The 26,561-nt window shown below is 37.3% G+C and carries 27 protein-coding genes; 12 read left to right on the top strand and 15 right to left on the bottom strand.

Going from position 1 to position 26,561, the window contains the following annotated elements; translation table 11 throughout:
• Positions 1 to 5: 5 nt before the first annotated feature.
• The 5 genes from J1N10_RS12330 to J1N10_RS12310 form a co-directional block, all read right to left on the bottom strand.
• A complete protein-coding gene (locus J1N10_RS12330) occupies positions 6 to 443 on the bottom strand; it encodes a TPM domain-containing protein (protein ID WP_262327015.1) in 438 nt (145 codons plus the stop codon).
• A gap of 118 nt (positions 444 to 561) precedes the next feature.
• A complete protein-coding gene (locus J1N10_RS12325) occupies positions 562 to 1,140 on the bottom strand; it encodes a LemA family protein (RefSeq protein WP_262327014.1) in 579 nt (192 codons plus the stop codon).
• 85 nt (positions 1,141 to 1,225) lie between these two features.
• Positions 1,226 to 1,837: a fumarylacetoacetate hydrolase family protein gene (locus J1N10_RS12320; protein WP_262327013.1), complete on the bottom strand. Its 612-nt coding sequence runs from the start codon at positions 1,835 to 1,837 to the stop codon at positions 1,226 to 1,228.
• Positions 1,838 to 1,843: 6 nt separating this feature from the next.
• Positions 1,844 to 2,611 carry a 3'-5' exonuclease gene (locus tag J1N10_RS12315; protein WP_262327012.1) on the bottom strand — a complete coding sequence of 256 codons (768 nt, stop codon included), beginning with the start codon at positions 2,609 to 2,611 and terminating at the stop codon, positions 1,844 to 1,846.
• Positions 2,612 to 2,685: 74 nt separating this feature from the next.
• Positions 2,686 to 4,251 carry a hypothetical protein gene (locus tag J1N10_RS12310; protein ID WP_262327011.1) on the bottom strand — a complete coding sequence of 522 codons (1,566 nt, stop codon included), beginning with the start codon at positions 4,249 to 4,251 and terminating at the stop codon, positions 2,686 to 2,688.
• Positions 4,252 to 4,419: 168 nt separating this feature from the next.
• Between J1N10_RS12310 and J1N10_RS12305 the strand changes: the two genes are divergently transcribed.
• The 4 genes from J1N10_RS12305 to J1N10_RS12290 all read left to right on the top strand — a co-directional run bounded on the left by J1N10_RS12305 (position 4,420) and on the right by J1N10_RS12290 (position 7,917).
• Positions 4,420 to 5,163, top strand: coding sequence for a superoxide dismutase (locus tag J1N10_RS12305; RefSeq protein WP_316044931.1), 744 nt, complete (start codon positions 4,420 to 4,422; stop codon positions 5,161 to 5,163).
• 81 nt (positions 5,164 to 5,244) lie between these two features.
• Positions 5,245 to 5,781, top strand: coding sequence for a glutathione-regulated potassium-efflux system oxidoreductase KefF (gene kefF, locus J1N10_RS12300; RefSeq protein ID WP_262327010.1), 537 nt, complete (start codon positions 5,245 to 5,247; stop codon positions 5,779 to 5,781).
• Between the two features lie 78 nt (positions 5,782 to 5,859).
• Positions 5,860 to 7,716 (top strand): monovalent cation:proton antiporter-2 (CPA2) family protein, encoded by a 1,857-nt coding sequence (locus J1N10_RS12295; protein ID WP_262327009.1) that lies wholly within the window; start codon positions 5,860 to 5,862, stop codon positions 7,714 to 7,716.
• A 75-nt stretch (positions 7,717 to 7,791) separates the two neighbouring features.
• Positions 7,792 to 7,917 (top strand): hypothetical protein, encoded by a 126-nt coding sequence (locus J1N10_RS12290; RefSeq protein WP_262327008.1) that lies wholly within the window; start codon positions 7,792 to 7,794, stop codon positions 7,915 to 7,917.
• Positions 7,918 to 7,970: 53 nt separating this feature from the next.
• Here J1N10_RS12290 and J1N10_RS12285 read toward each other — a convergent pair whose 3' ends face one another.
• The 5 genes from J1N10_RS12285 to J1N10_RS12265 form a co-directional block, all read right to left on the bottom strand.
• The gene (locus J1N10_RS12285) at positions 7,971 to 9,140 is read right to left on the bottom strand and encodes a DUF418 domain-containing protein (protein ID WP_262327007.1); all 1,170 of its coding nucleotides are present in this window, start codon (positions 9,138 to 9,140) and stop codon (positions 7,971 to 7,973) included.
• Between the two features lie 167 nt (positions 9,141 to 9,307).
• Positions 9,308 to 10,063, bottom strand: coding sequence for a triose-phosphate isomerase (gene tpiA / locus J1N10_RS12280; RefSeq protein WP_262327006.1), 756 nt, complete (start codon positions 10,061 to 10,063; stop codon positions 9,308 to 9,310).
• A 17-nt stretch (positions 10,064 to 10,080) separates the two neighbouring features.
• A complete protein-coding gene (locus tag J1N10_RS12275) occupies positions 10,081 to 11,289 on the bottom strand; it encodes a BT_3928 family protein (protein ID WP_262327005.1) in 1,209 nt (402 codons plus the stop codon).
• Between the two features lie 12 nt (positions 11,290 to 11,301).
• Positions 11,302 to 11,859, bottom strand: coding sequence for a DUF1599 domain-containing protein (locus J1N10_RS12270; RefSeq protein WP_262327004.1), 558 nt, complete (start codon positions 11,857 to 11,859; stop codon positions 11,302 to 11,304).
• 308 nt (positions 11,860 to 12,167) lie between these two features.
• Positions 12,168 to 12,854 carry a phospholipase D-like domain-containing protein gene (locus J1N10_RS12265; protein WP_262327003.1) on the bottom strand — a complete coding sequence of 229 codons (687 nt, stop codon included), beginning with the start codon at positions 12,852 to 12,854 and terminating at the stop codon, positions 12,168 to 12,170.
• A 178-nt stretch (positions 12,855 to 13,032) separates the two neighbouring features.
• On the opposite strand from J1N10_RS12265, the gene J1N10_RS12260 reads away from it, so the two are divergent.
• Positions 13,033 to 13,629, top strand: coding sequence for an energy transducer TonB (locus J1N10_RS12260; protein ID WP_262327002.1), 597 nt, complete (start codon positions 13,033 to 13,035; stop codon positions 13,627 to 13,629).
• A gap of 8 nt (positions 13,630 to 13,637) precedes the next feature.
• Here the strand turns inward: J1N10_RS12260 and J1N10_RS12255 are convergent, their stop codons facing one another.
• Positions 13,638 to 15,641: a sensor histidine kinase gene (locus J1N10_RS12255; RefSeq protein WP_262327001.1), complete on the bottom strand. Its 2,004-nt coding sequence runs from the start codon at positions 15,639 to 15,641 to the stop codon at positions 13,638 to 13,640.
• Positions 15,642 to 15,863: 222 nt separating this feature from the next.
• Between J1N10_RS12255 and argS the strand changes: the two genes are divergently transcribed.
• Both argS and J1N10_RS12245 read left to right on the top strand, forming a co-directional pair.
• Positions 15,864 to 17,657 (top strand): arginine--tRNA ligase, encoded by a 1,794-nt coding sequence (gene argS, locus J1N10_RS12250; protein WP_262327000.1) that lies wholly within the window; start codon positions 15,864 to 15,866, stop codon positions 17,655 to 17,657.
• A gap of 238 nt (positions 17,658 to 17,895) precedes the next feature.
• Positions 17,896 to 18,489, top strand: coding sequence for a hypothetical protein (locus J1N10_RS12245; RefSeq protein ID WP_262326999.1), 594 nt, complete (start codon positions 17,896 to 17,898; stop codon positions 18,487 to 18,489).
• Positions 18,490 to 18,547: 58 nt separating this feature from the next.
• On the opposite strand, the gene J1N10_RS12240 is transcribed toward J1N10_RS12245, so the two are convergent.
• The 3 genes from J1N10_RS12240 to J1N10_RS12230 all read right to left on the bottom strand — a co-directional run bounded on the left by J1N10_RS12240 (position 18,548) and on the right by J1N10_RS12230 (position 21,480).
• Positions 18,548 to 20,491: an LTA synthase family protein gene (locus J1N10_RS12240; protein WP_262326998.1), complete on the bottom strand. Its 1,944-nt coding sequence runs from the start codon at positions 20,489 to 20,491 to the stop codon at positions 18,548 to 18,550.
• An 87-nt stretch (positions 20,492 to 20,578) separates the two neighbouring features.
• On the bottom strand, positions 20,579 to 20,944 hold the full coding sequence (locus tag J1N10_RS12235) for a hypothetical protein (protein WP_262326997.1): 366 nt from the start codon (positions 20,942 to 20,944) through the stop codon (positions 20,579 to 20,581).
• Between the two features lie 23 nt (positions 20,945 to 20,967).
• Positions 20,968 to 21,480 (bottom strand): hypothetical protein, encoded by a 513-nt coding sequence (locus J1N10_RS12230; protein WP_262326996.1) that lies wholly within the window; start codon positions 21,478 to 21,480, stop codon positions 20,968 to 20,970.
• Between the two features lie 57 nt (positions 21,481 to 21,537).
• On the opposite strand from J1N10_RS12230, the gene J1N10_RS12225 reads away from it, so the two are divergent.
• Positions 21,538 to 21,954 carry a DsrE family protein gene (locus tag J1N10_RS12225; protein ID WP_262326995.1) on the top strand — a complete coding sequence of 139 codons (417 nt, stop codon included), beginning with the start codon at positions 21,538 to 21,540 and terminating at the stop codon, positions 21,952 to 21,954.
• A 62-nt stretch (positions 21,955 to 22,016) separates the two neighbouring features.
• Here J1N10_RS12225 and rocD read toward each other — a convergent pair whose 3' ends face one another.
• Positions 22,017 to 23,243, bottom strand: a complete 1,227-nt coding sequence (gene rocD / locus J1N10_RS12220) for an ornithine--oxo-acid transaminase (protein WP_316044930.1) — start codon at positions 23,241 to 23,243, stop codon at positions 22,017 to 22,019.
• Positions 23,244 to 23,454: 211 nt separating this feature from the next.
• On the opposite strand from rocD, the gene J1N10_RS12215 reads away from it, so the two are divergent.
• The 4 genes from J1N10_RS12215 (at position 23,455) to J1N10_RS12200 (ending at position 26,557) form a co-directional block, all read left to right on the top strand.
• Positions 23,455 to 24,144, top strand: coding sequence for a DUF554 domain-containing protein (locus J1N10_RS12215; protein ID WP_262326994.1), 690 nt, complete (start codon positions 23,455 to 23,457; stop codon positions 24,142 to 24,144).
• A 135-nt stretch (positions 24,145 to 24,279) separates the two neighbouring features.
• The gene (locus J1N10_RS12210; protein WP_262326993.1) at positions 24,280 to 25,680 is read left to right on the top strand and encodes a RapZ C-terminal domain-containing protein; all 1,401 of its coding nucleotides are present in this window, start codon (positions 24,280 to 24,282) and stop codon (positions 25,678 to 25,680) included.
• A gap of 11 nt (positions 25,681 to 25,691) precedes the next feature.
• Complete coding sequence (locus tag J1N10_RS12205; RefSeq protein WP_262326992.1) at positions 25,692 to 25,832, top strand: hypothetical protein; 141 nt, start codon at positions 25,692 to 25,694, stop codon at positions 25,830 to 25,832.
• An 8-nt stretch (positions 25,833 to 25,840) separates the two neighbouring features.
• Positions 25,841 to 26,557: a nucleotidyltransferase family protein gene (locus tag J1N10_RS12200; RefSeq protein ID WP_262327105.1), complete on the top strand. Its 717-nt coding sequence runs from the start codon at positions 25,841 to 25,843 to the stop codon at positions 26,555 to 26,557.
• Positions 26,558 to 26,561: the final 4 nt, after the last annotated feature.

Below are 26,561 nucleotides of genomic sequence, written 5' to 3'. Positions count from 1 at the left end.
GTTTTTTATTTGTCGCCAAACGAAATATCATCCGATAATTCATTAACATCATCCGATTGATAAGGGAAGTGCTGTTTTAGTTGTTTCCCACTTTCAATAATACCATTGGCCAGTCCATCGGCATATCGTCCCTCTTTGAATTGTGCCATCATCTGGTCTTTAATCGAGTCCCAAAAGTTTTCAGGAACCTTTTGGTTGATGCCTGCATCGCCTAATACAGCGAATTTTCGGTCTTCATAGGCCAGGTAAAACAAAACGCCGTTGCGCTGTTCTGTTTTATGCATCTGTAGCTTTTCAAACCAATAAGCTGCACTGTCCAGCACATCTTCGTTGCAATGTTTATCGAGGTGAACACGTATCTCACCCGATGTATTGAGCTCAGCTTCTTTGATAGCGCCTACAATCCGTTGACGCTCTTCTTCCGTGAAAAATTCTTTTGCCATAGTTACAATAGTCAATAATTAGAAGTGAGAGGAGAGAGGAGAGAGGTGAGTAGTCTGCGTTACTACAAGATAGGTAAAAACTCATTACTCAATTCTCATTACTCATCTCTTGTGTTTTCTAAAATTCCACTTTAGGTGCTTTCTCCGAACCTGCTTCTGCCTGGAAATAAGGTTTCTTCTCAAAGTCGAACCAGCTGGCATAAATAACACGCGGGAACTTTTTGATGTACGAATTGTAATCGCGTGTGGCGTCATTGAATTTTTTACGCTCAACAGCAATGCGGTTTTCCGTTCCTTCTAATTGCGCTTGTAAATCCATAAAATTTTGGTTGGCTTTTAAATCCGGGTAGCGTTCCATCACAACCATTAATTTCGATAGAGCAGATGTTAAACCTGCCTGCGCCTGCTGAAATTGAGCCAGATTGGCTTCGTTCAGATTGTCGGCACTAATGTTAACACTTGTTGCTTTTGAGCGGGCTTCAATCACGCCAGTCAATGTTTCTTGTTCGTGCTCGGCATAACCTTTAACAGTATTAACTAAATTAGGAATTAAATCAGCACGACGTTGATACACATTTTCAACCTGTGCCCAGCTGGCGTCAACCATTTCGCTTTTATCCACCATGTTGTTGTAACCACAGCTTGTGAAAAACGGAATAGCGAATGCAATTAGTAGAAGGTGTTTTAGAGTTTTCATAAGTATTAGTTGAATGTTTATTTGTTTAACAGCTATTGAGGTGATGAGTTTAAAAGTTTAGTAGTTGATGAGTTAATCGAATAAATTACTTCACCAAAAAGTCAAACATTAACTCATCTTCAATATAACCTTTTAGCCTGTCGTTGATAGCAACAGGGCCAACGCCTGCTGGCGTACCAGTGTATATCAAATCACCAATCTTTAATGTAAAATATTGCGATACGTGCGAAATAATGCGGTCAATCGGAAAAATCATATGACCAGTATTCCCGTTCTGCACAGTCTCGCCATTCTTCTCCATTTTAAAGTTGACATTTTGAATGTCGCCAAACTTCTCTTTATTAACAAACTTAGAAAGAACGGCTGAACCATCAAAGGCTTTAGCTTTTTCCCAGGGCAGACCTTTGCTTTTAAGCTCCGATTGCAAATCACGCGCTGTGAAATCCACACCAAGTGCTACTTCTTCGTAATAGCGGTGAGCAAATTGTGGCGCAATGTTTTTACCAATACGATTAATCTTCACCACCAATTCTACCTCGTGATGAAACTCTTCAGCAAAATCAGGAATGAAAAATGGTTTGTTTTTCAGTAATAAAGCCGAGTCGGGTTTAGCAAAAATAACCGGCTCAGTAGGCACCTGGTTATTGAGTTCCTCGATGTGTTTAACGTAATTACGGCCAATGCATAAAATCTTCATGATTGCTTATTTATTGAAGTTACGCAATTTAATATTTGTCAGTACTTTTTTGGTAAACAATGGAAAATCACCATTCATCATCCAGCCATAGTACGATGGGTCTTTAGCCAACACTTCTTCCACGCTTTTGCCTTTGTATTTACCAAAGTTAAAGACTTCTTGTCCTTTATCGTTAAAAATAATACGACCTATAAAATCAGCGTTTTTATTGAAAGATGAGAAATCGTTTAGGAATTCAACATCGTTTTCCAGTTCTTCGTAGCGGTCAAGTTGCGCTTTTAACACTTCATAGGTGGCTTGGGTATCTGCCAGAGCCGAATGCGCATTTTCCAAATCTTTATCGCAATAAAATTTGTAGGCTGCTCCCAAAGTACGTTTCTCCATTTTGTGGAAGATGGTTTGCACGTCCACAAACTTGCGCTTTTTCATATCGAAATCTACTTCGGCACGAATAAATTCCTCGGCTAATAAAGGCACATCAAATTTGTTGGAGTTAAAACCGGCAATGTCGCAGCCTTCCATAATTTTTGCCAGCTTTTTGCCCAACTCTTTAAAAGTAGGGGCATCTTTTACATCTTCATCATATATACCATGTATTTCAGAAGTGACCTTAGGAATGGGCATCTCAGGATTAACCTTGTAGCAATGCGATTCTTCGGAGCCATCAACATTTATCTTTAATATGGCTATTTCTACTATGCGGTCTTTGGCTATGTTGATGCCGGTTGTTTCTAAATCAAAAAATACAATTGGGTTCTTTAAATGAAGCTTCATATTATATTATAGTTTTTTTATGTCTTAAGCAGCAAAAATAGTTAAAAGCCTTATTATACCTATAAAATGAGAACTTATTTGGTCGCTACTTCTGGTCTTCGTGGCATCACAATAAGTCGAATGCGGTCAGCCACAGATTCGAAGCGATTGTCGGGTATTATTAATTCGTAATTGAGTGGTTCGATTGATTCGTGCTCAATTTTAATTTTATAGTGCCCTGTTGTTAAGGCCATCACAAAATCAGCTGAATCAGTATGGGCCACATAGCTGCCAACCAGGTTGTCAAGTGTGTCAGTCACACTAATTTGTGGGCTAAAATCCGGAATCTGAATACGTCGGTCTTTTTTTAGCCGAATATCGCAACGAACGACAGCATTATACGGATTTGTTTGATTAAAAACTACTTTGTACAGGTCATATTTCCCATATCCCTCAGGTCGTATAGCCGATATGTAGGCAAATCGGTTTTCGACCCACGAGATATTATAATTATTGTAGGTGTCGTTTATAGGATAACCTATGTTTACAGGCTGTCCCCAGGCTTTTTTGTTTGCATCCCAATTGGCATAGAATATATCGTATCCACCCATCGATTGTTCATTGTCAGAGGAGAAATACAGACGTTTACCATCACCGGACAAAACCGGAAAGTTTTCATTGTACTTTGTTGAATTAATTTTTCCTGGCAATAAGCGGGCGTTGCCCCATTCGCCTGTTGGCAGTTTAATCGCATAATACAAGTCGGTATTGCCCTTCATATTTTCGGATGAGAAAATGATGGTGTCTTGCTGTTCGGTCATCCAAACACCATACTCAGAGCCTTTCGCATCAAGGGGAGGACCAAAATTCTCAAGGGGTTCAAACCTGTAATTTCCTTTGTAAATGGAGTAGCCCATCGCTTCTGATCCATCTCTGTTATGAAAGGCAAACAAGTTAGAACCATCAGGCGATATGCCGGCTACCATTTCGTCATAAATGGAATTAAGTTGTGAACCAATTGTTTTTCCTTTTTCGAAATTCAGCTTTTCTTTTTCACTAACACAAATATTGTAATAATAAATGCCGGCATAGCTGTTGTAACGCTTGTCTGATGCGTAAAACAACGTATTTTCTTTATTCGTAATAAAGGGACTGACTTCGTTGCGTGCTGTATTGATGTCTTTTCCTAAATTAACGAAAGAGACGTCTAAAGGATTTGTTACAAGGTTTTTGGCGTTTGTGATGTTGGTTTTCAAATGTAATGCTTTTTCCCTTAATTCGATATTTCCAGCTATTGAAGGTTCTAGCTTATTTAGCAAGCTTTCCGCCTCATTGAACTGATGTGCATGAAATAAGGCCGTTACTTTATTAAGTTGTGCTTCGTAATCGTTAGGTTTTAGTTTGATGAGTATTTCAATATATGGAAGAGCTTCTTCACGCAAGGTGTTATCGCTCAGGTAGCAATCAACTATCTTTTTAAGCAATCCAACATTGTCTTTGTCTTTTCTCCACACGCGAATATAGTCTTTACGTGCTTTTTCGTAATTGTAATATTTGTAGTATTTGTCAGCGCGTTGCTCATACTTTTGTGTCGATGACTTTTGAGCTGAACAAATTAGGCTGAAGAGACAAAAAAATGAAAAAAGCAGAATTTTATTCATGGTTTGATTCAGTTATTGACTTTAAAGAAAGCAATTTTTCGAAGAATCCCCATTTATATTTGATGAATGTTTAATAGCTTGTTATAAGTTGACCTACTGTATAGTTATAGGAAACCTGAACAATCACTTAAACAACTTGTTTAGTCTTTATATTGGATACTTAACACAATGAAGAGAAGACAGTTTATTAGTTTAGTTGGATTAGGAGCAGCAGCTGCCTGCACCAGTTCTAACAAAAGCAGTCAAAATAATGAGGCTGTGAAAAGTGAAATTAAAACGGGACCAATAAGTGGTCATTTTTTTCCTGCTCTACCCTATAGTTATAATGCTTTAGAGCCACACATTGATGTCGAAACAATGGAGCTTCACTACGATAAGCACCATCGGGGTTATTTTAAAAAGTTTTCAGCTGCAATTGAAGGAACTTCGTTGGAAACCACTTCTATGCCTGCCATTTTTAGTGAAATTTCTAAGCATGGCGAAGCTGTTCGAAATAATGGAGGAGGCTATTACAATCATATGCTATTCTGGGAAAATATGAGTCCGGATGGCGGAGAGCCTTCTGCTAAGTTACTTAGTCATTTGATTAAAAATTTTAAATCGTTGGATGCATTTAAAGAAACATTTTTTAAGGCTGCTAAAACACAGTTTGGCAGTGGCTGGGCGTGGTTAATTCTTGATTCGGAAAGGAAACTCAAAGTTGTGTCGACGCCTAATCAGGATAATCCTTTAATGGATATTGCCGATCATAAAGGTATTCCATTGTTAACCATAGATGTTTGGGAGCATGCTTATTATTTAAATTATCAAAACAAGCGTGGTGACTATATTAATGCATTTTGGAATGTAGTGAACTGGAACGTGGTTAATAAACGATTTGAAAAAGCCCTCAAAGGCGAATGGATAGGATAAGTCTTGTTTCATATAAAATTGCGAAGCCCTTTTATTATTGAAAAGGGCTTTTTTTATATTTTTATCTACCAAACTAACAAAATGAAGAAGATACTGATAATTTTCGCTCATCCGATGGAACAGAAATCGCGCGTTAACAAGGAGCTGATTGAAGCTGTTGCTGACATGGAGCATGTTACGGTCAATAATTTATATGAGCGATATCCCGACTTCTTTATTGATGTTAAGTACGAACAGGGATTACTGCTAAAACACGATGTAATTATTTGGCATCATCCATTTTACTGGTATAGCTCCCCTGCTTTATTGAAGGAATGGTTCGACCTGGTTTTGGAACATGGTTTTGCATATGGTAAAGATGCCTTTGCATTAAAAGGAAAACAAGTGATGAATTGTATAACCACCGGTGGAAGGGAATCAACTTATGCCCCTGGTGGGTTGAATCGTTATCCGATAACTGATTATTTATTACCATTTAAGCAGTCAGCATATTTGTGTAAGATGAATTATCTGCCACCTTTTGTGGTGCACGGTGTTCATTTGTTAACAGAAGATGAAATTGAAAACTACAAAAAAGAGTATCAGCAATTAATGATGAGTTTGCGGAATAATAATTAATTAGGAAGTTAGTTGTTGTAAGCACTATAATTCAAAAATAACAAGCATATGCATCTGGACGAAATATTCTTTAAAATAATGATCTACCTTTTGGCAGCAGTTATCTCTGTTCCAATTGCTAAAAAGATTGGTTTGGGTTCTGTGCTTGGTTATCTTATTGCAGGAATCGTTATTGGCCCTTTTGCACTCGAATTGGTAGGAAGTGAAGGAGAAGGAGTGATGCATATTGCAGAATTTGGTGTTGTTATTATGCTATTTATCGTTGGTTTAGAGCTGCATCCAAGTATGCTATGGCGCCTCAAGCGTTTGATTTTTGGCTTGGGAGGTATGCAAATTGGGTTTACAGCACTTATTTTCTCAGGGTTAACAGCTTTCTTCTGGCTGAATACAGCGCAGGCCATCACTACCGGATTAATCTTAGCACTTTCATCAACCGCTATTGTATTGCAAACACTAACTGAGAAAGGAATGTTGAAAACGCGCGGTGGAAGGCATAGTTTCTCTGTTTTACTAATGCAGGATATTTCGGTGGTCCCAATTTTTGCAATTTTGGCTTTGCTGGCTAACCAAATTGTAACAGATACTTCGGTTGTTGAGGAAGGAGCTTCCGGTGAAGGGTGGCAGCAATTATTAATTATTATGGCAGCAGTGGCTGTTATTGTGGTTGGAGGACGATATCTGGCGCACTATGTTTTTAAATTAATTGCAGAAACAGGCTTGCGTGAACTTTTTACAGCAACAGCATTATTATTGGTTATCGGAATAGCTGTTTTTATGGACTTTGTTGGTTTGTCGCCTGCGTTAGGTACATTTTTAGCTGGAGTTGTTTTAGCCAATAGTGAATATCGCTACGAACTGGAAGATAACCTGGAGCCTTTCAAAGGGTTGTTGCTTGGGGTCTTTTTTATTTCGGTTGGTGCCAGTATCAATTTTAATTTGTTGTTTGAAAACTGGAAGACGATTTTGCTCATTTTAGTCATTTTAGTTGGGGTCAAACTTATAGTCCTCTATGCATTAGGTAAACTGTTTAAATTAGAGAAGTCGCACAATATGCTATTTACTTTTAGCCTTGCTCAGGCCGGAGAGTTTGGGTTTGTGTTGATTACTTTTGCGGCTCAAAATGCCATTTACGATGATTTTACAGCTGGTATTTTGTTAATTGTGGTCGCCCTGTCCATGTTAATAACGCCCGTATTGTTTATTATTAATGAGCACGTCATACAGCCAAGACTTGCTGTGACGGAAAAATTGGATGACGATGATTTTGAAGAAAATGGTCACCCCGTAATAATTGCAGGTTTTGGACGATTTGGACAAGTGTTGGGACGTTTTTTAAATGCCAATAGTATTAAGTTAACAATCATCGATAACAATCCACACAATGTGCAGTACCTAAAAAAGTTTGGATATAAAGTTTACTACGGCGACATAACCCGCAAAGAGATGCTGGATGCGGCAGGCGCTTCAGCGGCCAAAGCATTAGTGGTTGCAATGAGTGAAAGGCATCAGATTGATAAACTGGTAGAGCTGGCTCAGAAGCATTACCCACATCTAAAACTGATTGTTCGGGCTGAAGATGTTGCACATGAACTAGTGTTACAAAATAAAGGCGTAGAAGGACATCGCCAAGCTATTTTTGATTCGGCCATTGATATGGGAGTCAGCACCATGTCATCGCTGGGCTATAATAAGCATCAGAGTTATCGTGCTGCACTAACTTTTAAGCATTTGGATAAACGTTTTATGAAGAATCTGCAGCAACGCTATTCAAAGGATGATCCGCATTTTTTAATGGAAACAAAAAAGTTTTCGGAACACCTGGAAAACATATTATTATTGCAACAGAAGCATCCATATCAAGAAATGGATTGTGCATGGGATACGCACTCATTAATTGAAGAGGCGAAGGAAGGTGGTGATCTAAGTGTAAAGTAATTAGGTTTTTAAAGGTGTTATTTTGGTTTGGTACGCTTATTGCTTATTCTCCGTTGGAGTTTAAAATATTAGCGTATGAAACGAAGAACCAACTTTAATGTATATAAACAAATTTTTATTGAGCTTCTTCTGACTGTTTCTATAGCATTTATCGGAGGACTTTTGATTTATATCGCATTTATTAAAGGGCTATTAGCGTAAAAAGTATAATTGAATTTTAAAATAAAAAAGGGGCTTAATAGCCCCTTTTATTATTATTTCTTAGTTCCCAACCAAGTTAATTTATGCCAAATGCCTTCAAGAGGGCCGTGTTTAAAATTGTTGGCCCACCAGTGGCAGAAACCACCAGTTGCAAGTGTTAGAATTATTGCAATCAAAAGGCTATAAGTTGCACCAGTGTATTGGTACAAGGCCATTCCGTAACCATAATATATACTTGAACCAATGACTGATTGCATCACATAGTTGCTTAAACTCATTTTACCTAATGGAGCAAAAAGCATCAGGAATTTATGGAAGATTTTCTTTTGAAATAATAGAGTTATTCCAGAGACCCATACCAGCATCAACGCAATATCCGACCATGGGTTAAACATTGTTGTTGCAGAACGTTCTATGATAGCACTTTCTATCCACCCAGGTAAAGCCAGACGGATAGGGTAAAGAATGATAAATGAAAGAGAAGCAATGATTAGTACTTTTTTCCAAAACCTATTAGATGACTTGGTTGTAACAAATAATTGCTTTCGTCCGGCAACAAGGCCAAATATAAACATGGCAAATATGATGAAGAAACGTCCGTTTTCCCAGTTCCAGAGGATAACTGCTTTTTTACCATTAGTCAGGTTCCCAATCCAGGTGTCGATAGCAGAACCATTCGGAATGTATTCCTGCATTTTACCAAAGTAAGTCCACGACACAGGGTTGACGATTTCAATATCCGGATTTTGAATGGCGTATATTAAACCATACCATTCTGCGGGTTGAAGCAGCATAAAGATGGCAATGCCTACTAATATTTTATTGCTTAATTTTGAAATAGGGATCAGTAGAAATCCGATGACTGCATAGATGGTTAATATATCGCCTTGAAAAAATAAGGAGTTGAGCATCCCAAAGGCAAATAGTAAGACCAGGCGCCAGGCAAAACGAGCTCTGAAGTCATAGCCTTTTTTCTCCTGATTATTGGTTTGAATAAAGAACGTTAACCCGAACAGTAAAGCAAATATTGAATATGATTTGCTGGCAAACAAAAAGAAGAGTGTATCCCAAATGCCCTTATCGAGCGACTTCATCCAATCGGGTAAATGGTCAGGTAGAAAATAAAAATCGAAATGTTCGAGGTTATGGAGTAGCATAATGGCTACAATGGCAAAACCTCGTAAGGCGTCTATCACATGCAGACGCGTCGTGCTTTGATTCATAGTTTGTGCTTGTGTAATGATTTAGTGGCGTAAACGTAATAAAACGAAATGAATCATCCATAAAAAACACTTACTTAATCTTGCTGTTGTGGTATATAAAGCCAAAAAAAGACCATCGATTGATGGTCTTTTAATCTGAAAAACTATTTTGAGTTTTGATACTCTAATTAAAAGGCAGCGATAATTCCGTGAAAATCTTCTGCTTTAAGCGATGCACCACCAATTAATCCACCATCCACATCTGGGTTAGCGAATAATTCTTTGGCGTTTGAAGGCTTACAGCTACCACCGTATAAAATGCTTGTGTCATTCGCCACTTCAGCACCGTATTTGTTAGCTAAAGTCTGACGGATGAAAGCATGAATTTCCTGCGCTTGTTCTGGAGAAGCTGTTTTACCAGTTCCAATAGCCCAAACTGGCTCGTAAGCCAATACAACTTTACCAAACTCTTCAGCTGAAAGGTGGAATAAAGCCTCTTCAATCTGCTCTTTTACAACGTCAAAGTGCTTACCAGCTTCGCGCTCTTCCAATACTTCACCAATACAGAAGATAGGCGTTAAACCGTTAGCCAAAGCTAAATCAGTTTTTTCTTTTAAAATGGCGTTTGTTTCACCGTAGTAAGCACGTCTTTCTGAGTGACCCAGGATAACATACTGTGCACCTGTTGATTTTACCATAGGGGCAGAAATTTCACCGGTGTATGCACCGCTTGCTTTATCAGCACAGTTTTGTGCAGCAACACCAACTAATTCAGCATCTACAGTTTTTACAACTTCAGTCAGGTGAATAAAAGGAGCACCTAATACAACTTGACAATTAGGCTTGTTAGCCTTCAAGATTTCATTCACTTCTTTGGCTAATGTCACACCTTCTTCTAAAGTGTTGTTCATTTTCCAGTTCCCTGCAACAATGTTTTGTCTCATTGATAAAAATTTAAAGTTTATTGTAATTTAAATGTTATGACAATTAATCCGATAAGTGCTGTAAAACTCAGCCAAAGCCAGGTTTTATCGTTAGAGCTTTGCAAGGCCTGAACCGAATGTGAAAGTGGGTTCTTTAACTGGCTTGCATCGGGTAATTGTGTGTGATTGTATTTTGCAATAATAGTTCCGTTTTTAATAATCACCAACCCGGGATTCCCGCGAATGATCGTTTTTAAAGTGGTTTCATCGCACATGGCATATTCAAAAGCCGCCTGATGTTGCATATCGAATTTAAAACATGCGTCAGATAGTGATGCTGTGGCAAAATAAAACAAATGGTTGTGTTGAAAAGCTTTGTCTTTAATATCAATCAATTGCTTAATATTCTTTGTTGATGCTTTTTCCAACTTTGGAGCAATCGCTAAAAAAACTGTTTGATCGTTATTGATAATAGCATCTGTTAGATCATCTCCATCAGTCGATTCGAAGTTTAAGGCGGCAATTGGTGGTTGATAACCTTCACGAATCACTTTGGTTTTACTATCTACAAATACCCAAGTGCTGTCATTATATGGATAATCATTAACGCCGAATTCCTTTTTTATACCTTCTTTTTCAAGGATGAAGGACGTTTCGTATTCTCCTTCGTCGGCACCTTCCGGGATGGTCATTTTTTCAGGAATATTAGCACCGATATGGTATGGGCGAAAATCAAGCACTGGCAGGTAATAGATGCTATAGGCCGAGATGCCAATAATAAATGCAAGGCCAATAAAAGTCAACAAGTGCTGATGGACAGAGGTCAATGTACACTTATATTTATCTCTTTGGTAGAAGACTAACAGGCTAAAAGGCAGTATGATGAGGTTTTTAATCAGCGTTTCCCAATTTGTAAGTTTGATGGCATCACCAAAACAGCCGCAATCAGATACTGGCTCAAATAGTGCAATAAAGAAAGTAATAATCGTAAAGCCGATCATAAAAAGCAGAGTAGGTAAGGCTACACGCTTTATCTTAAAGCCAATTAGCAGATGGAATCCTAAAATAAATTCTACTGTTGAAAGTGCAATGGAAAGAATTACCGATAAGCCTTCAGTATCATGCAATCCTACAACTTCGAGGTATTCGGCAATTTTAATGGCACCGCCTTTAGGATCTACGGCTTTTACAAAACCAGAGAATACAAAAATAAGGCCTGTGAGAATTCGACTTATTATCCTAAGCATTACAATTTTGGTTTATTCAGAATCGTTGTCTTCCGGAAACTCCAGTTTTATTAAGGCAAAAATGGCATAATTGATCATGTCCATATAATTGGCATCAATACCTTCCGATATAAGTGTTTGCCCCTGATTATCCTCAATCTGTTTGGTGCGGTGCAATTTCATTAAAATCAAATCAGTAAATGAACTAACACGCATTTTTCGCCACGCCTCATCATAATCGTGGTTTTTATTCTCCATCAATGATTTAGAGGCGTAAATATTATCAAGGTATAGTTTTAAAGCTTCATCATGATCCATTTCGGGCTGGTCGGCAGGTTGCAGCTCCAATTGAACCAAAGCCATTGCACAGTAGTTCACAATGCCAATAAACTCATCGCGAATGCCCTCATCCACTTTAGAAGTGCCTTTTGTTTCAATGCTCCTGATACGTTGTGCTTTTATAAATATTTGGTCGGTCATGCTCGAAGAGCGAAGAATGCGCCAGGCAGTGCCATAATCTTTCATCTTTTTTTCAAAGATGTCTTTACAAATATTAATGACATGCTCGAATTGACTATCTGTTTTGGTCACTTTAGATATGTTTTTTAATGGACGCGTAAAATTATCAAAAAATGATAAATATTGAGGTATAATCAATTAGATTCTGAAAATAAAACATCAACTTTTGTAATAAGTTGACTATTAATTAACTCGGAAGAGCAAATTTAGAAAAGTGGCTTTTGGCCGAAATCGACCTAAAGGCTGCTGTGATGGAATAGTCCTTGCCAGAAGGAAATTCCAGTCAAAAGCCATAACGAATATAGTGTATTGTTTTTGTATATTTATGCAAAAGTGCGATTAGGTTGAAATTATTTCTTATTCTATTCTAAAAACACTCTTTAGTAGTCGAGTTTATACATTTGATTCCATAACCGTTCAAATTCATTTCGATATTTTGAAATAGCATCTGAATTATTTGTTTCTAAGATGTTTTCCTGGTTAAATTCTGACGCACTTCTTGTCCAATTGTAGCTACCTGTCAGTAATACCTTGTTGTCAAAAATGGCAAATTTGTGGTGCATGTGATGAGGCGAATGATCAATGCGGACATCGGCACCGTTGTTAGAAAGGAATTGGATATCAGAACCTTTATCCATGGTTTTATCATCGTCGGAAATAATGCGCACATTAACACCTCGATTAATGGCTTTGACAATCTCATCACGTATTCGATCGTCGCTAATCGTAAAAACGCAAATGTCAGCTTCTTCAATACAATTGCTTAGTTGCTTGTTAATAGCCATCAGGCAATCAATGCCAGGGCTGAAGTAACTGTGGCAATAGAATGGTTCGATAGAATTGGGAAGAAGTAAATTATTAGCTTCCTCTAGCCATTGGATGAGTTGTTTGTGTTTGTTATCTATACTATTGGTCTTAGCTAACTCAAATAGATGTTTTCGTAATGCGAGTAAATCCTTTTTATCAAATTCTTTTGTCTCAAGTTTGGATGCAAGAATTTTTTTTTCAAATTTCGATAATACAAAATCATCAATAGATTTTTCTAATTCTTCAATTATCTCCTTCATTTCAATTTAGGTTCGATTTGACTTTGAATTTACTAATATGCATGTTTATCAGCTATACATTAAAGCTAATAATCATCTGAGAACATAAAAATATTGTATCTTCAACATTTAACAAAAGATGATTGTGACACGTAAGGCTATAAATACGTTTTTTATTTTGACTGCTATGTGCTTGTTAATGCCTGCTTTACAAGCGCAGGATAAACTTATGCTAACGGAGCAGAATGGATTATTTAAGGAAGTGTATTGGGTTAATGCATCGGATAAGCTGATAAAAGACGGTAAAAGTACGACTTATTATAAAGGAAAAGTCATCGAGCAGGGACGATATTTCGATAATAAGCGAGTTGGGCGATGGCAATTCTACAATCTTAACAGCATTCTTGATTATGAGTATGATTTTGATAATGATGAATTGGTGAGGGTAAGTGGGATTGAACGGCATGACTTGAAACGTAAATCACCCTGTTTGTTTATGGGCAGCCCACTGATTCCTTATTTGTTTTTAGTGGATAATTTAAGTTACCCAACTAAAGCCATTGATAATGATGTAGAAGGTGAAATCGTATTAGCTCTTAAAGTGAATAAGGAAGGTATGGTGTATGGCTTTTATATTTCGCAAAAATTACACCCGGTGCTTGATAGGGCTGTAATTGATTGTGTAAAAACAATGCCCGCCGATTGGCGATTTATACCCGCCACTAATAGTGGGCAAAATGTTGGTGGAGAGTACCATATTACTATTGAGTTTGATTTGGAATATGTTCATCAATAAAAACACAATTAATCGCTCAGCTTCATTTCAATACTTTTATTGAGGTATTTTTTTAGTTGATTACCAGAGTTTAAGATAAGGTTGATGTCTTTTGATATTGGACTGTAAATAACTTCCGATTCCTTTTTACCATATAATACAATGGTGGATGATTGAACCTGAGGTATGGCCATTAAAAGTGCCATCTCATCATCCAACAATCGGGAATTGAGTATGATTACCGAAACATTGTGGGCCATCGGTATGTTAAGCAAGGCCGAAAAAGAAAACAATAAAAGACTTTTAGTTTCCTCTATAACAATCGGTGCCTCTTTGGGTGTTTTTGAATAAAAAACAATGGCGTTATTATAGCGATAGTTCTGCGTTGAATTATTATGAGCTGGTAAAATAAAATGAAATTCAGAGCCATGATTCTCAACCGAAGAAACCCAAAGAAAACCTCCCAGTACATTGGCCAGGTGTTTGCAAATGCTTAAGCCGAGGCCAGCACCTCCAAAATCACGTGAGTTTTCATCGTTGGCTTGTCTGAACTTGTGGAAAATATTTGGAATCTTATGACGAGGAATACCTATGCCAGTATCGGCCACAATAAATTCTATTGAATTATCAAGCCTGTATTGATACGATAAAGTAATAGTTCCGCTGTATGTAAATTTAATGGCGTTGTCAATCAAGTGGCGTAACACCTGCTTTATCCTGGTTTTATCAGATATTAGTTTCGGTATTATGTCAAGGCCAATAGGTTCATTAATCACAAATTTTAACTGGGAATTGTTAGTGAGTTGTGATGTTGTATATTCACTAATTTTCTGAATAATATCGTGCGGATTGATTGATTCATTATTCAGCTTGATAAGACCCGATTCAATTTTTGAGAACTCCATGATATCGTTCAATAAATTAAGGAGTTCGTTTGAGCTGGCCTTAACAATGTTATGAAACTCTTTTCGCTCGTGGGCTTGTAATTGCTCATCGCTCATTAATTCTGTAAAGCCCATAATGCTATTAAGCGGTGTGCGCACTTCATGCGACATATTAGCCAGAAATGATGACTTTAACCGATCCGACTCTTCAGCTCTGCGCTTGGCTTTACGCATTTCTTGTTCCATGTGCAAGCGCACTGAAATGTCCTTGAAGAAGCAGATAGTTGCTTTGCTTCCGGCAAAATCAAATGGAATAATATCTAATTCAACCGGAATAAGTTGTTTTTCGTTTGATACAATATGAAAAGTGTTTCTTTCTAAAACAGACTCATCTTTAGTTGTAAGAAACTGCAAAATAGCTTCCCGCTCATCTTCCGGAAAAATTTTAACAAACGATTGTTTTAATAGTTGATTGGAGTTGATTTTTAAGATGTTTCGAAAGTGCCTGTTTGACTCAAAAATTCGTAGTTCATTGTCAATAATTGTAATAGGAAAATTAGCATTTGATATGGTCTTTTTTAAGTTATTTCTCCTTTTTTCAACATCACTTTGCGGATGCTGTATCGACTCCAAGTCTTCAACGATAATACAATATAATGGAAAGCTAATGTCTTGTATGTTAATTGGTCTGATATTTATTTTGAGCGTTCTTCCATTGTTGTTAGTTGCAATTACTTCACCTGTACTACAAAGGTTAAGGGTTGTGTTATTAATCTGTAGTTGTTTATCCCAGCTTTTGTACGCGGTGTTTGACAGTTCATCGTATTGGGCATTTGTAAACACCACTTTTTGGTTTTCATTGGCAATACAGGCGGCGTATGGAATCAAATCAACAATCTGTCTCAAGTTAGAGGTAAGATGACTACTGTTATCGCTTGACTCCATGAATTTGTCAGGTTGTATTTTTCTTTTTTTGTTATTTCTGAAGTTGATATATAAGTAAACGATGAGCGATAAGCCCAATAAAGCAATGACTTGGTAAAACAAGGCTTGAATTTCATCAAGGTCAATAGAACTATCATCCGTAGCCAATGCCTTGGCAGGCCACAACAGCAGTAAAACCAGATAGTATTGAATTAAACGAGTCATTTGCATTAAGTTAGGTATTCTTTCATATATGATTTAAAAATGACGACAAAAGTATTTCTTTGATTTATGTAAACCAATTGTGTGATGTGAATTATTAAAAAATGATGTAATAAATTTATAAAGTCTATAATTATGCAGATGTTTTGAATATTCTTACATGTCATATACGGTAACTTTATTAACTTTGCGTTTTGAAAAATCGACCATATTAAAGATACAAAAATGATAATTGAAAGTCAGATAAAAGCTTCGATTGTAAAAGCAGTAAAAGAACTGTATGAAGCTGAGATTGCTGAAGAATCGGTTCAGATTCAGCTAACCAGAAAAGATATGAAGGGCGATTACACGGTGGTTGTATTCCCGCTTCTGAAAGTATCAAAAAAGAATCCGGTTGAAACCGGAAATGATTTAGGAGAGTTTATTAAAAAAGATTGTCCTGAAGTAGCTGAATTTGACGTTATCAAAGGGTTCTTAAACTTGCAGTTGTCGACAACATATTGGCTAGGTTTGCTCAACGAGTATGTTCAAAACGAACAACACGGACTTACTAAGGCCGATGATAATTCACCATTGGTGATGATTGAGTATTCTTCGCCTAACACTAATAAACCATTACACTTAGGTCATATTCGTAATAATTTATTAGGCTATTCATTGTCGCGCATTGTTTCAGCCAACGGAAACCGTGTTGTTAAAACCAATATTGTAAACGACAGAGGTATCCATATCTGTAAGTCAATGTTGGCATGGAAAAAGTGGGGTGAAGGTCAAACACCTGAATCAACAGGCAAGAAGGGTGATCACTTGGTAGGTGATTTCTATGTGAAGTTTGACCAGGAATATAAAAAGGAGCAAGCTGAACTCATTGCTGCTGGCCAGACTAAAGAAGAGGCGGAAGCTAACTCGCCATTGATGAAGGAAGCGCGTGAAATGCTATTGAAATGGGAAGCTCACGATCCTGAAGTTTATGCTTTGTGGGAACAGATGAATAAGTGGGTTTATGCTGGCTTCGATGTGACTTATAAGCAAATGGGTGTTGATTTTGATAAGATTTATTACGAGTCAGACACTTATAAAGTAGGTCGTGATATGGTGCTGGATGGCCTTAATAAGGAGGTGTTCTATCGTCGTGAAGACAATAGTGTATGGGCTGATTTGGCAAAAGATGGGTTAGATGAAAAGCTATTGCTTCGTACCGATGGAACAAGTGTTTACATGACACAGGATATTGGTACAGCGAAATTGCGTTATGATGATTACGATATTGATAAAATGGTTTATGTAGTGGGTAATGAGCAGAATTACCACTTTAAAGTATTGGCCATTTTATTGGATCGACTAGGACTCGAGTGGGGTAAAGATTTAGTTCATTTTAGCTATGGTATGGTTGAGTTGCCCGAAGGTAAAATGAAGTCGCGCGAAGGAACAGTTGTTGATGCTGATGATTTAATGGCTGACATGATTAATACAGCGCGCGAAATGTCGAAAGAACTTGGTAAGTTAGATGGCTATTCGGATGAGGAAGCTGAGAAAGTGTATCAGACAATCGCCTTAGGTGCTTTAAAATATTTTATTCTTAAAGTGGACCCGCGTAAGAATATGACCTTTGACCCAAAAGAATCTATCGATTTTAATGGTAATACAGGTCCGTTTATTCAGTACACTTATGCTCGTATTCAATCTATATACCGTAAGGCTGAAGCAAAAGGAATAGAAATATCAGATAAAGCAGTATTAGAAACGGCAATGACAGAAAAAGAAATACAATTAATGCGGATGGTTGCCAATTTCCCTACGATTGTAGCTGAAGCTGGAAAAGTGTATAGCCCTGCTTTAATTGCCAATTTTGTTTATGACATGGCAAAAGAGTTTAATCAATTCTATCACGAGTCACCAATTGCTGTTGAGGAGGATGAAACAAAACGTTCTATGCGATTGCTATTGTGTAAGGCTGTAGGTACCGTTATTAAAAACGGTATGTGGATGATGGGAATTGACGTTCCTGAAAGAATGTAAGAAGTATACTAAGCAATATATTGAAAGGGACTATTATTTAATTAATGGTCCCTTTTTTAATAGTTCGGTTTATATGAATCACTTTTATTCTTCAGTACCATCAGGTAATATAGCCATACGTGTTTAAGAATTAAGGAATATTCAATATATTTGATTACGTGATAACATAAGACGGACACAATAATCGAGCTTGTTATTCCGTTTGCTGAACAAACACTCAAACATTAAATACTTTCAAATGAGAATTAGAACATTGCTATTTGCAGTTTTGATTGCTGGTCAATCAGTTAGTTTATTTGCGCAAAACGATTTAAAGGCGCGATTTGACTCCTTGAGTTTAAATGAGCAATTCGAGTATGTTTACGATAAATCCGAAACCTACGAACGATACAAAGTGGTGAAAATTTCGACTTTTAACTTGCTTAAGCAAAATTCGGTTGATAGTATTGATATTTATAAAACGGAATTGAAAACCCGCTATAATGAAATTGCCGATTTAAAGAATACTATAGCGGGAAAAGACGATAAAATCAAAGTATTAACAACAGACCTGGAGTCTACCACGAAAAGTAAGGATAGTATGGTGTTTCTGGGGGCAGAAATTGGTAAGGGTGCTTATAATTCTATCATGTGGGGATTGGTATTTGGCTTAATCATTTTGTCTGTTGTGGTGTTTTTAATGTTTAAGCGCAGTAATAGTATAACAAGTGAAACAAAGCGACGCCTTGATGAAGTCGAAGAAGAGTTTGAAACGCACCGAAAATCAGCTCTTAAGAGAGAACAAAAATTAGCTCGTGAGTTAATGGATGAAAAGTTAAAGCATAAGTTTTAGACGAAGCACAATCGAATACTATTGAAAAGGGCCACTCAAACGAGTGGCCTTTCATATTTTATTCAACCGTTAAACGATCTTCTATCATCCGGTTGTTGTACTGTTGAATAATTGTTTTCATTAAAGGTAAATGATTCAGATATTCCTTATCTGTGTCTTTGATATTAGTCGTCAGCATTGGATCCTTACTCGTGTCGAAGGCACTGATGATGTTTTGTCCATCGAAATGAATAACATAGTTGTCGTGTAATAGCTGGTAGCTGTCATTAATGTAGTTAATGGCAAATCGATTAGCATCTTTATCTAGTAAATTATTACCAAAGGCTACGTATGGTTCCTTGTTGTAACCATTGTAGTTAAGCACTGTTGGCATAATATCAATTTGCTGAGCAATGCGTTCATCTACCCCTTGCAGCGTTGAGTCTCCAGGGCTAAAGAAAATGAGTGGTATCTGAAATTTATTGGTACTAATGTGTGAGAAATTATAATGCCCACGTGAGCTATGATCAGCAGTGATAACAAACAAAGTGTTTTTGTACCAAGGCATTTCTTTCGCTTTCTTAAAAAATAGCCTTAACGCATTGTCTGTGTAGCCTACACATTGATGAAGGGGAAGTGTCCCTTTGGGAAATACATCAGTGTATTGCTCAGGCACTTTAAAAGGATGGTGTGACGAAAGAGAGAACAATGATGTCATAAACGGTTCTTGCATCTTATTCATTTCATCGGCATAAAACTGAAAAAAAGGCTCATCCCAAATGCCCCACATGCCGTCAAACTCATCATCGTTGTTGAATTCAGTCATGCCCTTGTACTCATCAAACCCGGCCATTTGGGCAAAAGCGTCAAATCCCATTGATCCATTGGGGGCACCATGGAAGAATGCTGTGTGATAACCTTCTTTTTTGAGTAAATATGGTAAGCCATTAATCTGGTTGGAAGAATATTCGGAGACAACATAAGGTAATACCAGCGCTGGTATGCTGGCTAGTACTGATGGCATGGCATCAATTGATTTTCTTCCGTTAGCATAGGCATGCGAGTATACCATCGAATGTTGGGCTAAAGAATCCAGAAATGGAGTATAACCTTTGTATGTACCATTGTCTAAATCTGTATTAAGTGAGCCGAATAATTCGCGGCTAAAACTTTCAAGAATAATGATAACAACGTTCTTTTTGCTTTCTACATTGGCTGTATCAGGTGCGTAAAACGGATGGTAAATGTTATTTAATTCCTCTTCTGTTTCAAAATAATCATAGGCTGTAAAGCTCTTTTTACCCCACGTGCGAATAACACAGAAAGGCGTGTTTAATACCACTGCCATTTCATCGGGTGTATTTACAAATTTACCCGCATTTGCCATATTAATAGGGCGCGTTGAATGTCGGTATCCACCACGCATACCAATGATTGAGAATCCTGAGAACAGCGCCAGAGCCAAAACTGATACGATGGGATATATCCATCTTCTTGAGAAATTAATTTTTGTTGGCTTTAGTGCCGAATAGGCGATGCTAAGCATCCATACTGATGCAATAAAAATTACAGCCACATACCAATAATCGATGATAAACTGCCCCCATAACTTGGTCATATTTGTTTCGTTCTCAAGTATATTGAACACATTATAGGTGGTGCGTTTTTGAATAAACTGATAATATATAAGGTCGATGCTATTGAGCGCAAAACCAAGGCCGTTAATGAGGAGGTAAACCGACTTAAGAAAATATTGGTAAGCATTAGAAAATTTAAAGGGTAATGGCAAAATGTAAAGCAGAGCATATACGCCATTCAGATAAAGCATAGCGCTCAGATCAAACATTAGCCCGCCTTTCATGATAGTGATAAAAGAGGCGAAATCAATATTAGGGAAAGACGATGCGTTAAAAAGATAGAATACAATGCGAAAGGCACTGTAGAACGCCATTATTAATAACAATCGATATAGGAGAACCAGGTATTCGTTATATGTTTTACCTGTTTTAAAAATAAAGAACATGCTAACTTTTATAAAAATTCGCACAAAGTTAACATTGTCTTTACATTTTAATGGTTTTTCTATATTAAGAATCGTTAATGATAATAATTATTCGTTGTTAAGCCATTCAAATGCAGCTTCTTTGGTTGAGAATTGCTTACGATTAATCTTTGAATTTTCGGGCAACCAGGAGAATAACATCGCATAGGCAGTGATCTTCGGGTCTTTAACGCAAAAGGCTGTTTTAACAGAGTTGCAATGAAGTGTTTTTTCTTCTGCTCGTTTTGATAACAGGTTGATTTCATCTAAACGAAGATCGATCGAAGCATTTCTTAAATCGTAAAAAACTTTAAGGTTTTCGGGCAGGCTGTGTAAGTTACCCAATTCATCTAAAAAATCGTAGAGATCATATATTGTGGCAGGACCTTCAATTGAAACGTGTAATATGTTATTAATAAATGCATATGATGTCATGTATCTTTGTTTATGATGTGATTTTACTTGTTTATCCATTGCTTAAATTCTTTAGAAAGTAGTGTGTTTCGGATAATATCAACAAGTGTTTGGTTTGGTAAATCTTTCAGAAATGCTTCTACTTCGTCTGATGAAACATTGGCTTGTGTTAAAATGGATTTTAACTTTTTTAACGATGCTCCGGTTAATTCATCTTCAAAGGGTAACCACACGAAGTCAAGTTGAGAATCATTGTTTAAAGAAATATCATTAGCGTCAGATTCTAATTTTATTTCAAATTCTTTTATTATCGTTGATAAGGTGGTTTTACATTCGCGTTTAACCGGATCTGTTGTTCCTGATTCATCGCGAAGAGCCCAGCTGCTATAGTTGTAATCAATTTTATCAAGCGCCGCTACTTGGGGCGAATTAGCACCAAAGCACGTAGTGGTTAAAAGAATAGTGGCATTCTTCCACGATGCAAAGTCAAATTCCCGTTCATCAATCTGCATCAGTTGATTTTTGAGTAATGTTAAGTAGGATGCCTTGGTGTTCATAATTGCGTTTTTCAACTATTGATGTGATATTTAATATCTAAATTAAAAAATATAACGATGAAGCATTTATTACTGTCTTTGTTTTTGATAACAGTGCCGTTATTGGGTGTGACTGCTAAAAAAAAGGAGATGAGAGAACAAGAGAAATTGATGGTTGTATGGAGTAGCGGCGATAGAGATGTTGCCCTTAAGGTGTGTTTTATGTATACAAATGCTGCCAAAAAGATGGATTGGTTTGACACGGTTCACCTGATTGTTTGGGGGCCATCGGCTAAACTGCTCAGCGAAGATAAAGAGTTGCAGGAAAAGCTGCAGTTGATGCAAGATAACGGTGTAGTAGTAGAGGCTTGTGTCAATTGTGCCAATATGTATGGCGTTGCCGATGAACTTAAGTCAATGGGTATTGACGTTAGAGGCATGGGAAAGCCTTTAACAGAACGACTAAAAGCTGGTTGGAAGCAACTCAATTTTTAGGCATAAAAAAACCTGACAGGTTTTAAAAACCTGACAGGCTTATATTTTCATAAATAACTCAATTACGCAAATTGAGCTAATGTCTTTTTAATAATGTCAATTGCCTCGCGTAATTCTTCTTCATTAATAACTAAAGGAGGGGCAAAACGAATAATGTGCTCGTGAGTTGGCTTGGCTATCAGGCCATTTTCTTTCATAGCCACACAAACATCCCAGGCTGTTTTGCCATTTTTAGGCTTAATAGCCACTGCATTTAACAGACCTTTACCGCGAACCAGCTCAATCATATCCGAATCGATGCTTAGCATTTCTTCGCGGAAGATTTTACCTAAACGTTCTGCATTTTCAGCCAGTTTTTCATCTTTAATCACGTCTAAAGCAGCCATGGCAACTTTACATCCTAGTGGGTTGCCTCCGTAGGTTGAGCCGTGCTCACCTGGCTTAATAACCAGCATCACATCATCATCGGCTAAAACAGCTGAAACCGGGAATACACCACCAGAAATGGCTTTACCTAAGATTAAGATATCCGGCTTAACACCTTCGTGATCGCAAGCTAACAACTTACCTGTACGTGCAATGCCAGTCTGTACTTCATCAGCTATGAAAAGTACATTCTTTTCTTTACACATTTCGTAAGCCTTCTTTAAATAGCCTTCATCTGGCACGTAAACACCAGCCTCGCCTTGAATAGGCTCTACCAAGAAACCTGCTACGTTAGGGTCTTCTAATTCTTTAGCTAAAGCATCTAAGTCATTATAAGGAACAGTAACGAAACCAGGTGTGTAAGGACCAAAACCTTTGTATGAATCTGGATCAGTTGACATCGAAATAATAGTGATGGTACGTCCGTGGAAGTTGTCGGCACAAACGATGATTTTTGCCTGGTTTTCTGGAATACCTTTTTTGTCATATCCCCAGCGGCGACAAAGCTTCAATGCTGTTTCGTCGGCTTCAGCACCAGTGTTCATAGGCAATACTTTATCAAAACCAAAGTATTTGGCCATGTACTCTTCAAACTCACCTAATACGCTGCTGTAGAACGCACGTGATGTAAGTGTTAACTCTTTAGCTTGTTCAGTAAGAGCATTAATGATTTTGGGGTGACAGTGTCCCTGGTTTACAGCAGAATAGGCAGAAAGGAAATCGAAGTATTTTTTACCTTCAACATCCCAAACGTAGATGCCTTCTCCTTTTTCAAGAACAACTGGTAGTGGGTGGTAATTATGTGCTCCGTACTTATCTTCACGTGCAATGTAATCTGCAGGTGTCATCTTCTTATTGGTCATAATACAGATTTAAAAAGGTTATTATTATCATTTATTTGGTTTGTTCAAAAATAGAAGAATTAATGAGAAAATAAACTTCTTATAAGCTGAGTTTTGTCATTGAAATGAGACAAAAGCATAAAGCCGTATTTCTGTGTAATAAGTGGAGATACAATTTCTGTATTCCTGTTTATTAATTTATTTTTACACGAATAATCATAAAACGACATAAATGTTATTGGGTGGAACCTTACTAAATGTGATTACAGTGGCCGCAGGCAGCGCTATTGGTATGGTAATAGGCAATCGCATTCCTGAAAAAATTACCAGAGGTGTGTTTCAGGCTCTTGGCCTATTTACTTTGGTACTGGGGATTAATATGGCCATTAAAGGCCAGATGCTTCTGGCTATTGTGTTTAGTCTTATAATTGGCACTATACTGGGGGAGTGGCTATCAATCGAAACAGCTGTGGATGGTTTATCAAAGAAAATAAAAAAACACCTGAAGCTTAAAAATCCTAAATTCTCCGATGGTTTGCTAACTGCCTTTTTATTGTTCTGTATTGGCTCCATGACAATATTAGGTGCCATAGATGAAGGCATGGGAAATGGTTCGGAGATATTAATGACCAAAGCCATTATGGATGGTTTTTCGTCTATTGCGCTGGCTTCAGTGTTTGGACTTGGGGTAGGTATGTCGGTTATACCTTTGTTTATTTTTCAGGGAGGCATCACACTATTGGTTTATATGCTGGGAGACTTTATTGCTGCCGAAATTATAACTGAATTAACTGCTGTGGGGGGCATTTTGCTGTTAGGTCTTGGTATAAATATTTTAGAGATAAAGAAAATTAGAATAATGAATATGTTACCATCCTTAATTATTATCATTATTATGGTGTGGGCAAGTTCCTTTTTCTAAATTATTTTAAATAATTAACCATTAACCATTAACCATTAACCATTAACCATTAACCATTAACCATTAACCATTAACCACCTAATTATTTTAAAAAAATACACATTGGAAGCAAATACTAAAACGTTACTGATACAAATGTTCGAACGGTGGGCCGGCGAAGAAGCTCGTTCGTTTGTTATGTTACCACCTTCAGGCTCATACCGCGAATATTATCGCATAACAGGCCGCACAAAATCGGCTATGGGTGCTTATAATTCAGATGCTAAAGAAAATGAAGCTTTTCTTGAGTTTTCAAATCATTTTAAAACCAAGGCGCTGCCCATACCTGCCATTTATGAAACAGATACTCAAAATCATGTATATCTACAGGAAGATTTAGGTGATGTAACGCTCTATAGTTTTTTGCAGGGTATTAGAAAAGGCCCTGAATTTCCAGAAGAGTTACTGCGCTTTTATAAGAAGACAATTCAAAAGCTTATTTGCTTTCAAATAAACGGGGGGGAAGGTTTAAACTATAACAAATGTTATCCGCGCGAAGCTTTTGACCGTCAGTCGATGTTATGGGATTTGCACTATTTTAAGTATTATTTTCTTAAGTTGGCTCGTGTACCTTTTGATGAGCAGGCTTTAGAAGATGACTATCACAAACTGATTAATTTCTTGTTGGAAGTGAAGCACGACTATTTCCTATATCGCGATTTTCAGTCGAGAAATGTGATGGTGGTGAACGATGAGCCATGGTTTATCGATTACCAGGGAGGTCGTAAAGGTGCCTTGCAATACGATTTGGCATCGTTATTATACGATGCTAAAGCAGACATTCCGAATGAGGTAAGGAAAGAACTGTTAGATTACTACATTGAGGAGTTAAGTAATTATCAGAGTGTTGATAAAGAGGATTTCATCTGTCATTATTATGGCTATGTGCTCATTCGAATTATGCAAGCGATGGGAGCATATGGTTTCCGAGGATTTTACGAAAAGAAGGAACACTTTCTGAAAAGTATTCCGTATGCCATTGAAAACATAAAGGACCTGATTGAAAATGTGAATTTAGGAATTGAACTACCAACTTTGTTTTCTGCATTAAAAAATGTGACTGAATCAGAGGACTTAAAAAATATTGGTCAGAGAGATTCTTTATTGACAGTCCGTATAACAAGCTTTTCATACAAACGAGGCATTCCGGTTGATGTTTCAGGCAATGGTGGTGGTTTTGTATTTGATTGCCGCGCTATTCATAACCCTGGACGTTATCCTGAATATGCCGATAAAACGGGTAAAGATGAAGAGGTGATTGCTTTCTTTGGTAAAGAGCCGGAGATGACTGAATTTTTAAATGATGTTTATTCCATTGTGGATAAGTCAGTTGAGAAATATATCTCGCGCGGTTTTAAAAACCTGATGGTTAACTTTGGTTGCACCGGCGGACAGCACCGCTCAGTTTTTAGCGCCGAATCATTAGCGACATACCTTCAACATAAATACAAATTAAACGTTGAGTTAAAACATGTAGAGCAAGAAATGAAGAAATAGACGTTTTAACAATGGCAAAGAAAAAGTGTAAAGACAAAGAGAAAGTAAAGAATCCTGAAGTGAAAGACAGCCACATGTATGAATGCAAAAAGTGTGGCATTGGGTCGAAGAAAGAGGATAAGTTGTGCAAACCTAAAAAAATCGACAAATAGTGAATGCAATGATTTTTGCGGCCGGTTTAGGTACGCGTTTAAAACCATTGACCAAAACAATGCCCAAAGCCATGGCACCCTTTAATGGGAAACCGCTATTGTGGCATGCCATTAAAAATATGGAGGCAATAGGTGCCGAACGCATTGTTGTCAATGTGCATCATTTTGCCAGTCAGGTTATTAATTATATCAACTCCAATACATGGAAGGCAGATGTTGTTATCTCAGATGAGTCTGATCAGCTGTTAGATACAGGAGGTGGTTTATTAAAAGCACAATCTTTATTCATTCCAAATAAGTCGATCTTTATTAGAAATGTAGATATTATCACATCTACAAATCTAGAAAGTTTCATATATTCGCATCGTTCAAATCAAAACGATGCAACTTTAATGGTTAAGAAACGTAGTACATCACGTTATCTGAGTTTTGATAATACCATGCAATTATGTGCATGGAAAAACATTAAAACGCACGAAGAGATTATCGTGAAAGATGTTGAACGGAGCACAGATTTGGCTTTTAGTGGCATGCATATTATTGAACCTCACCTGCTAGAAAAGCTTGGGGACGTAAGACCATTTTCAATTATACATGCCTACCTCGAATTGGCTAAAGCGCATCAAATAAAAGGCTTTCAGGTGGCCGAAGACGAGCTTTGGTACGATGTAGGTACATTAGAAAAATTACAGGAAGCAGAAATAAATTATAAATCAGGGACATAAACTA

The organism is Carboxylicivirga litoralis (assembly GCF_025499605.1).
Taxonomy (GTDB): Bacteria; Bacteroidota; Bacteroidia; order Bacteroidales; family Marinilabiliaceae; genus Carboxylicivirga; species Carboxylicivirga litoralis.
The sequence above is the reverse complement of the archived record's forward strand: the minus strand, read 5'-3'. Positions and strand labels throughout refer to the sequence as shown.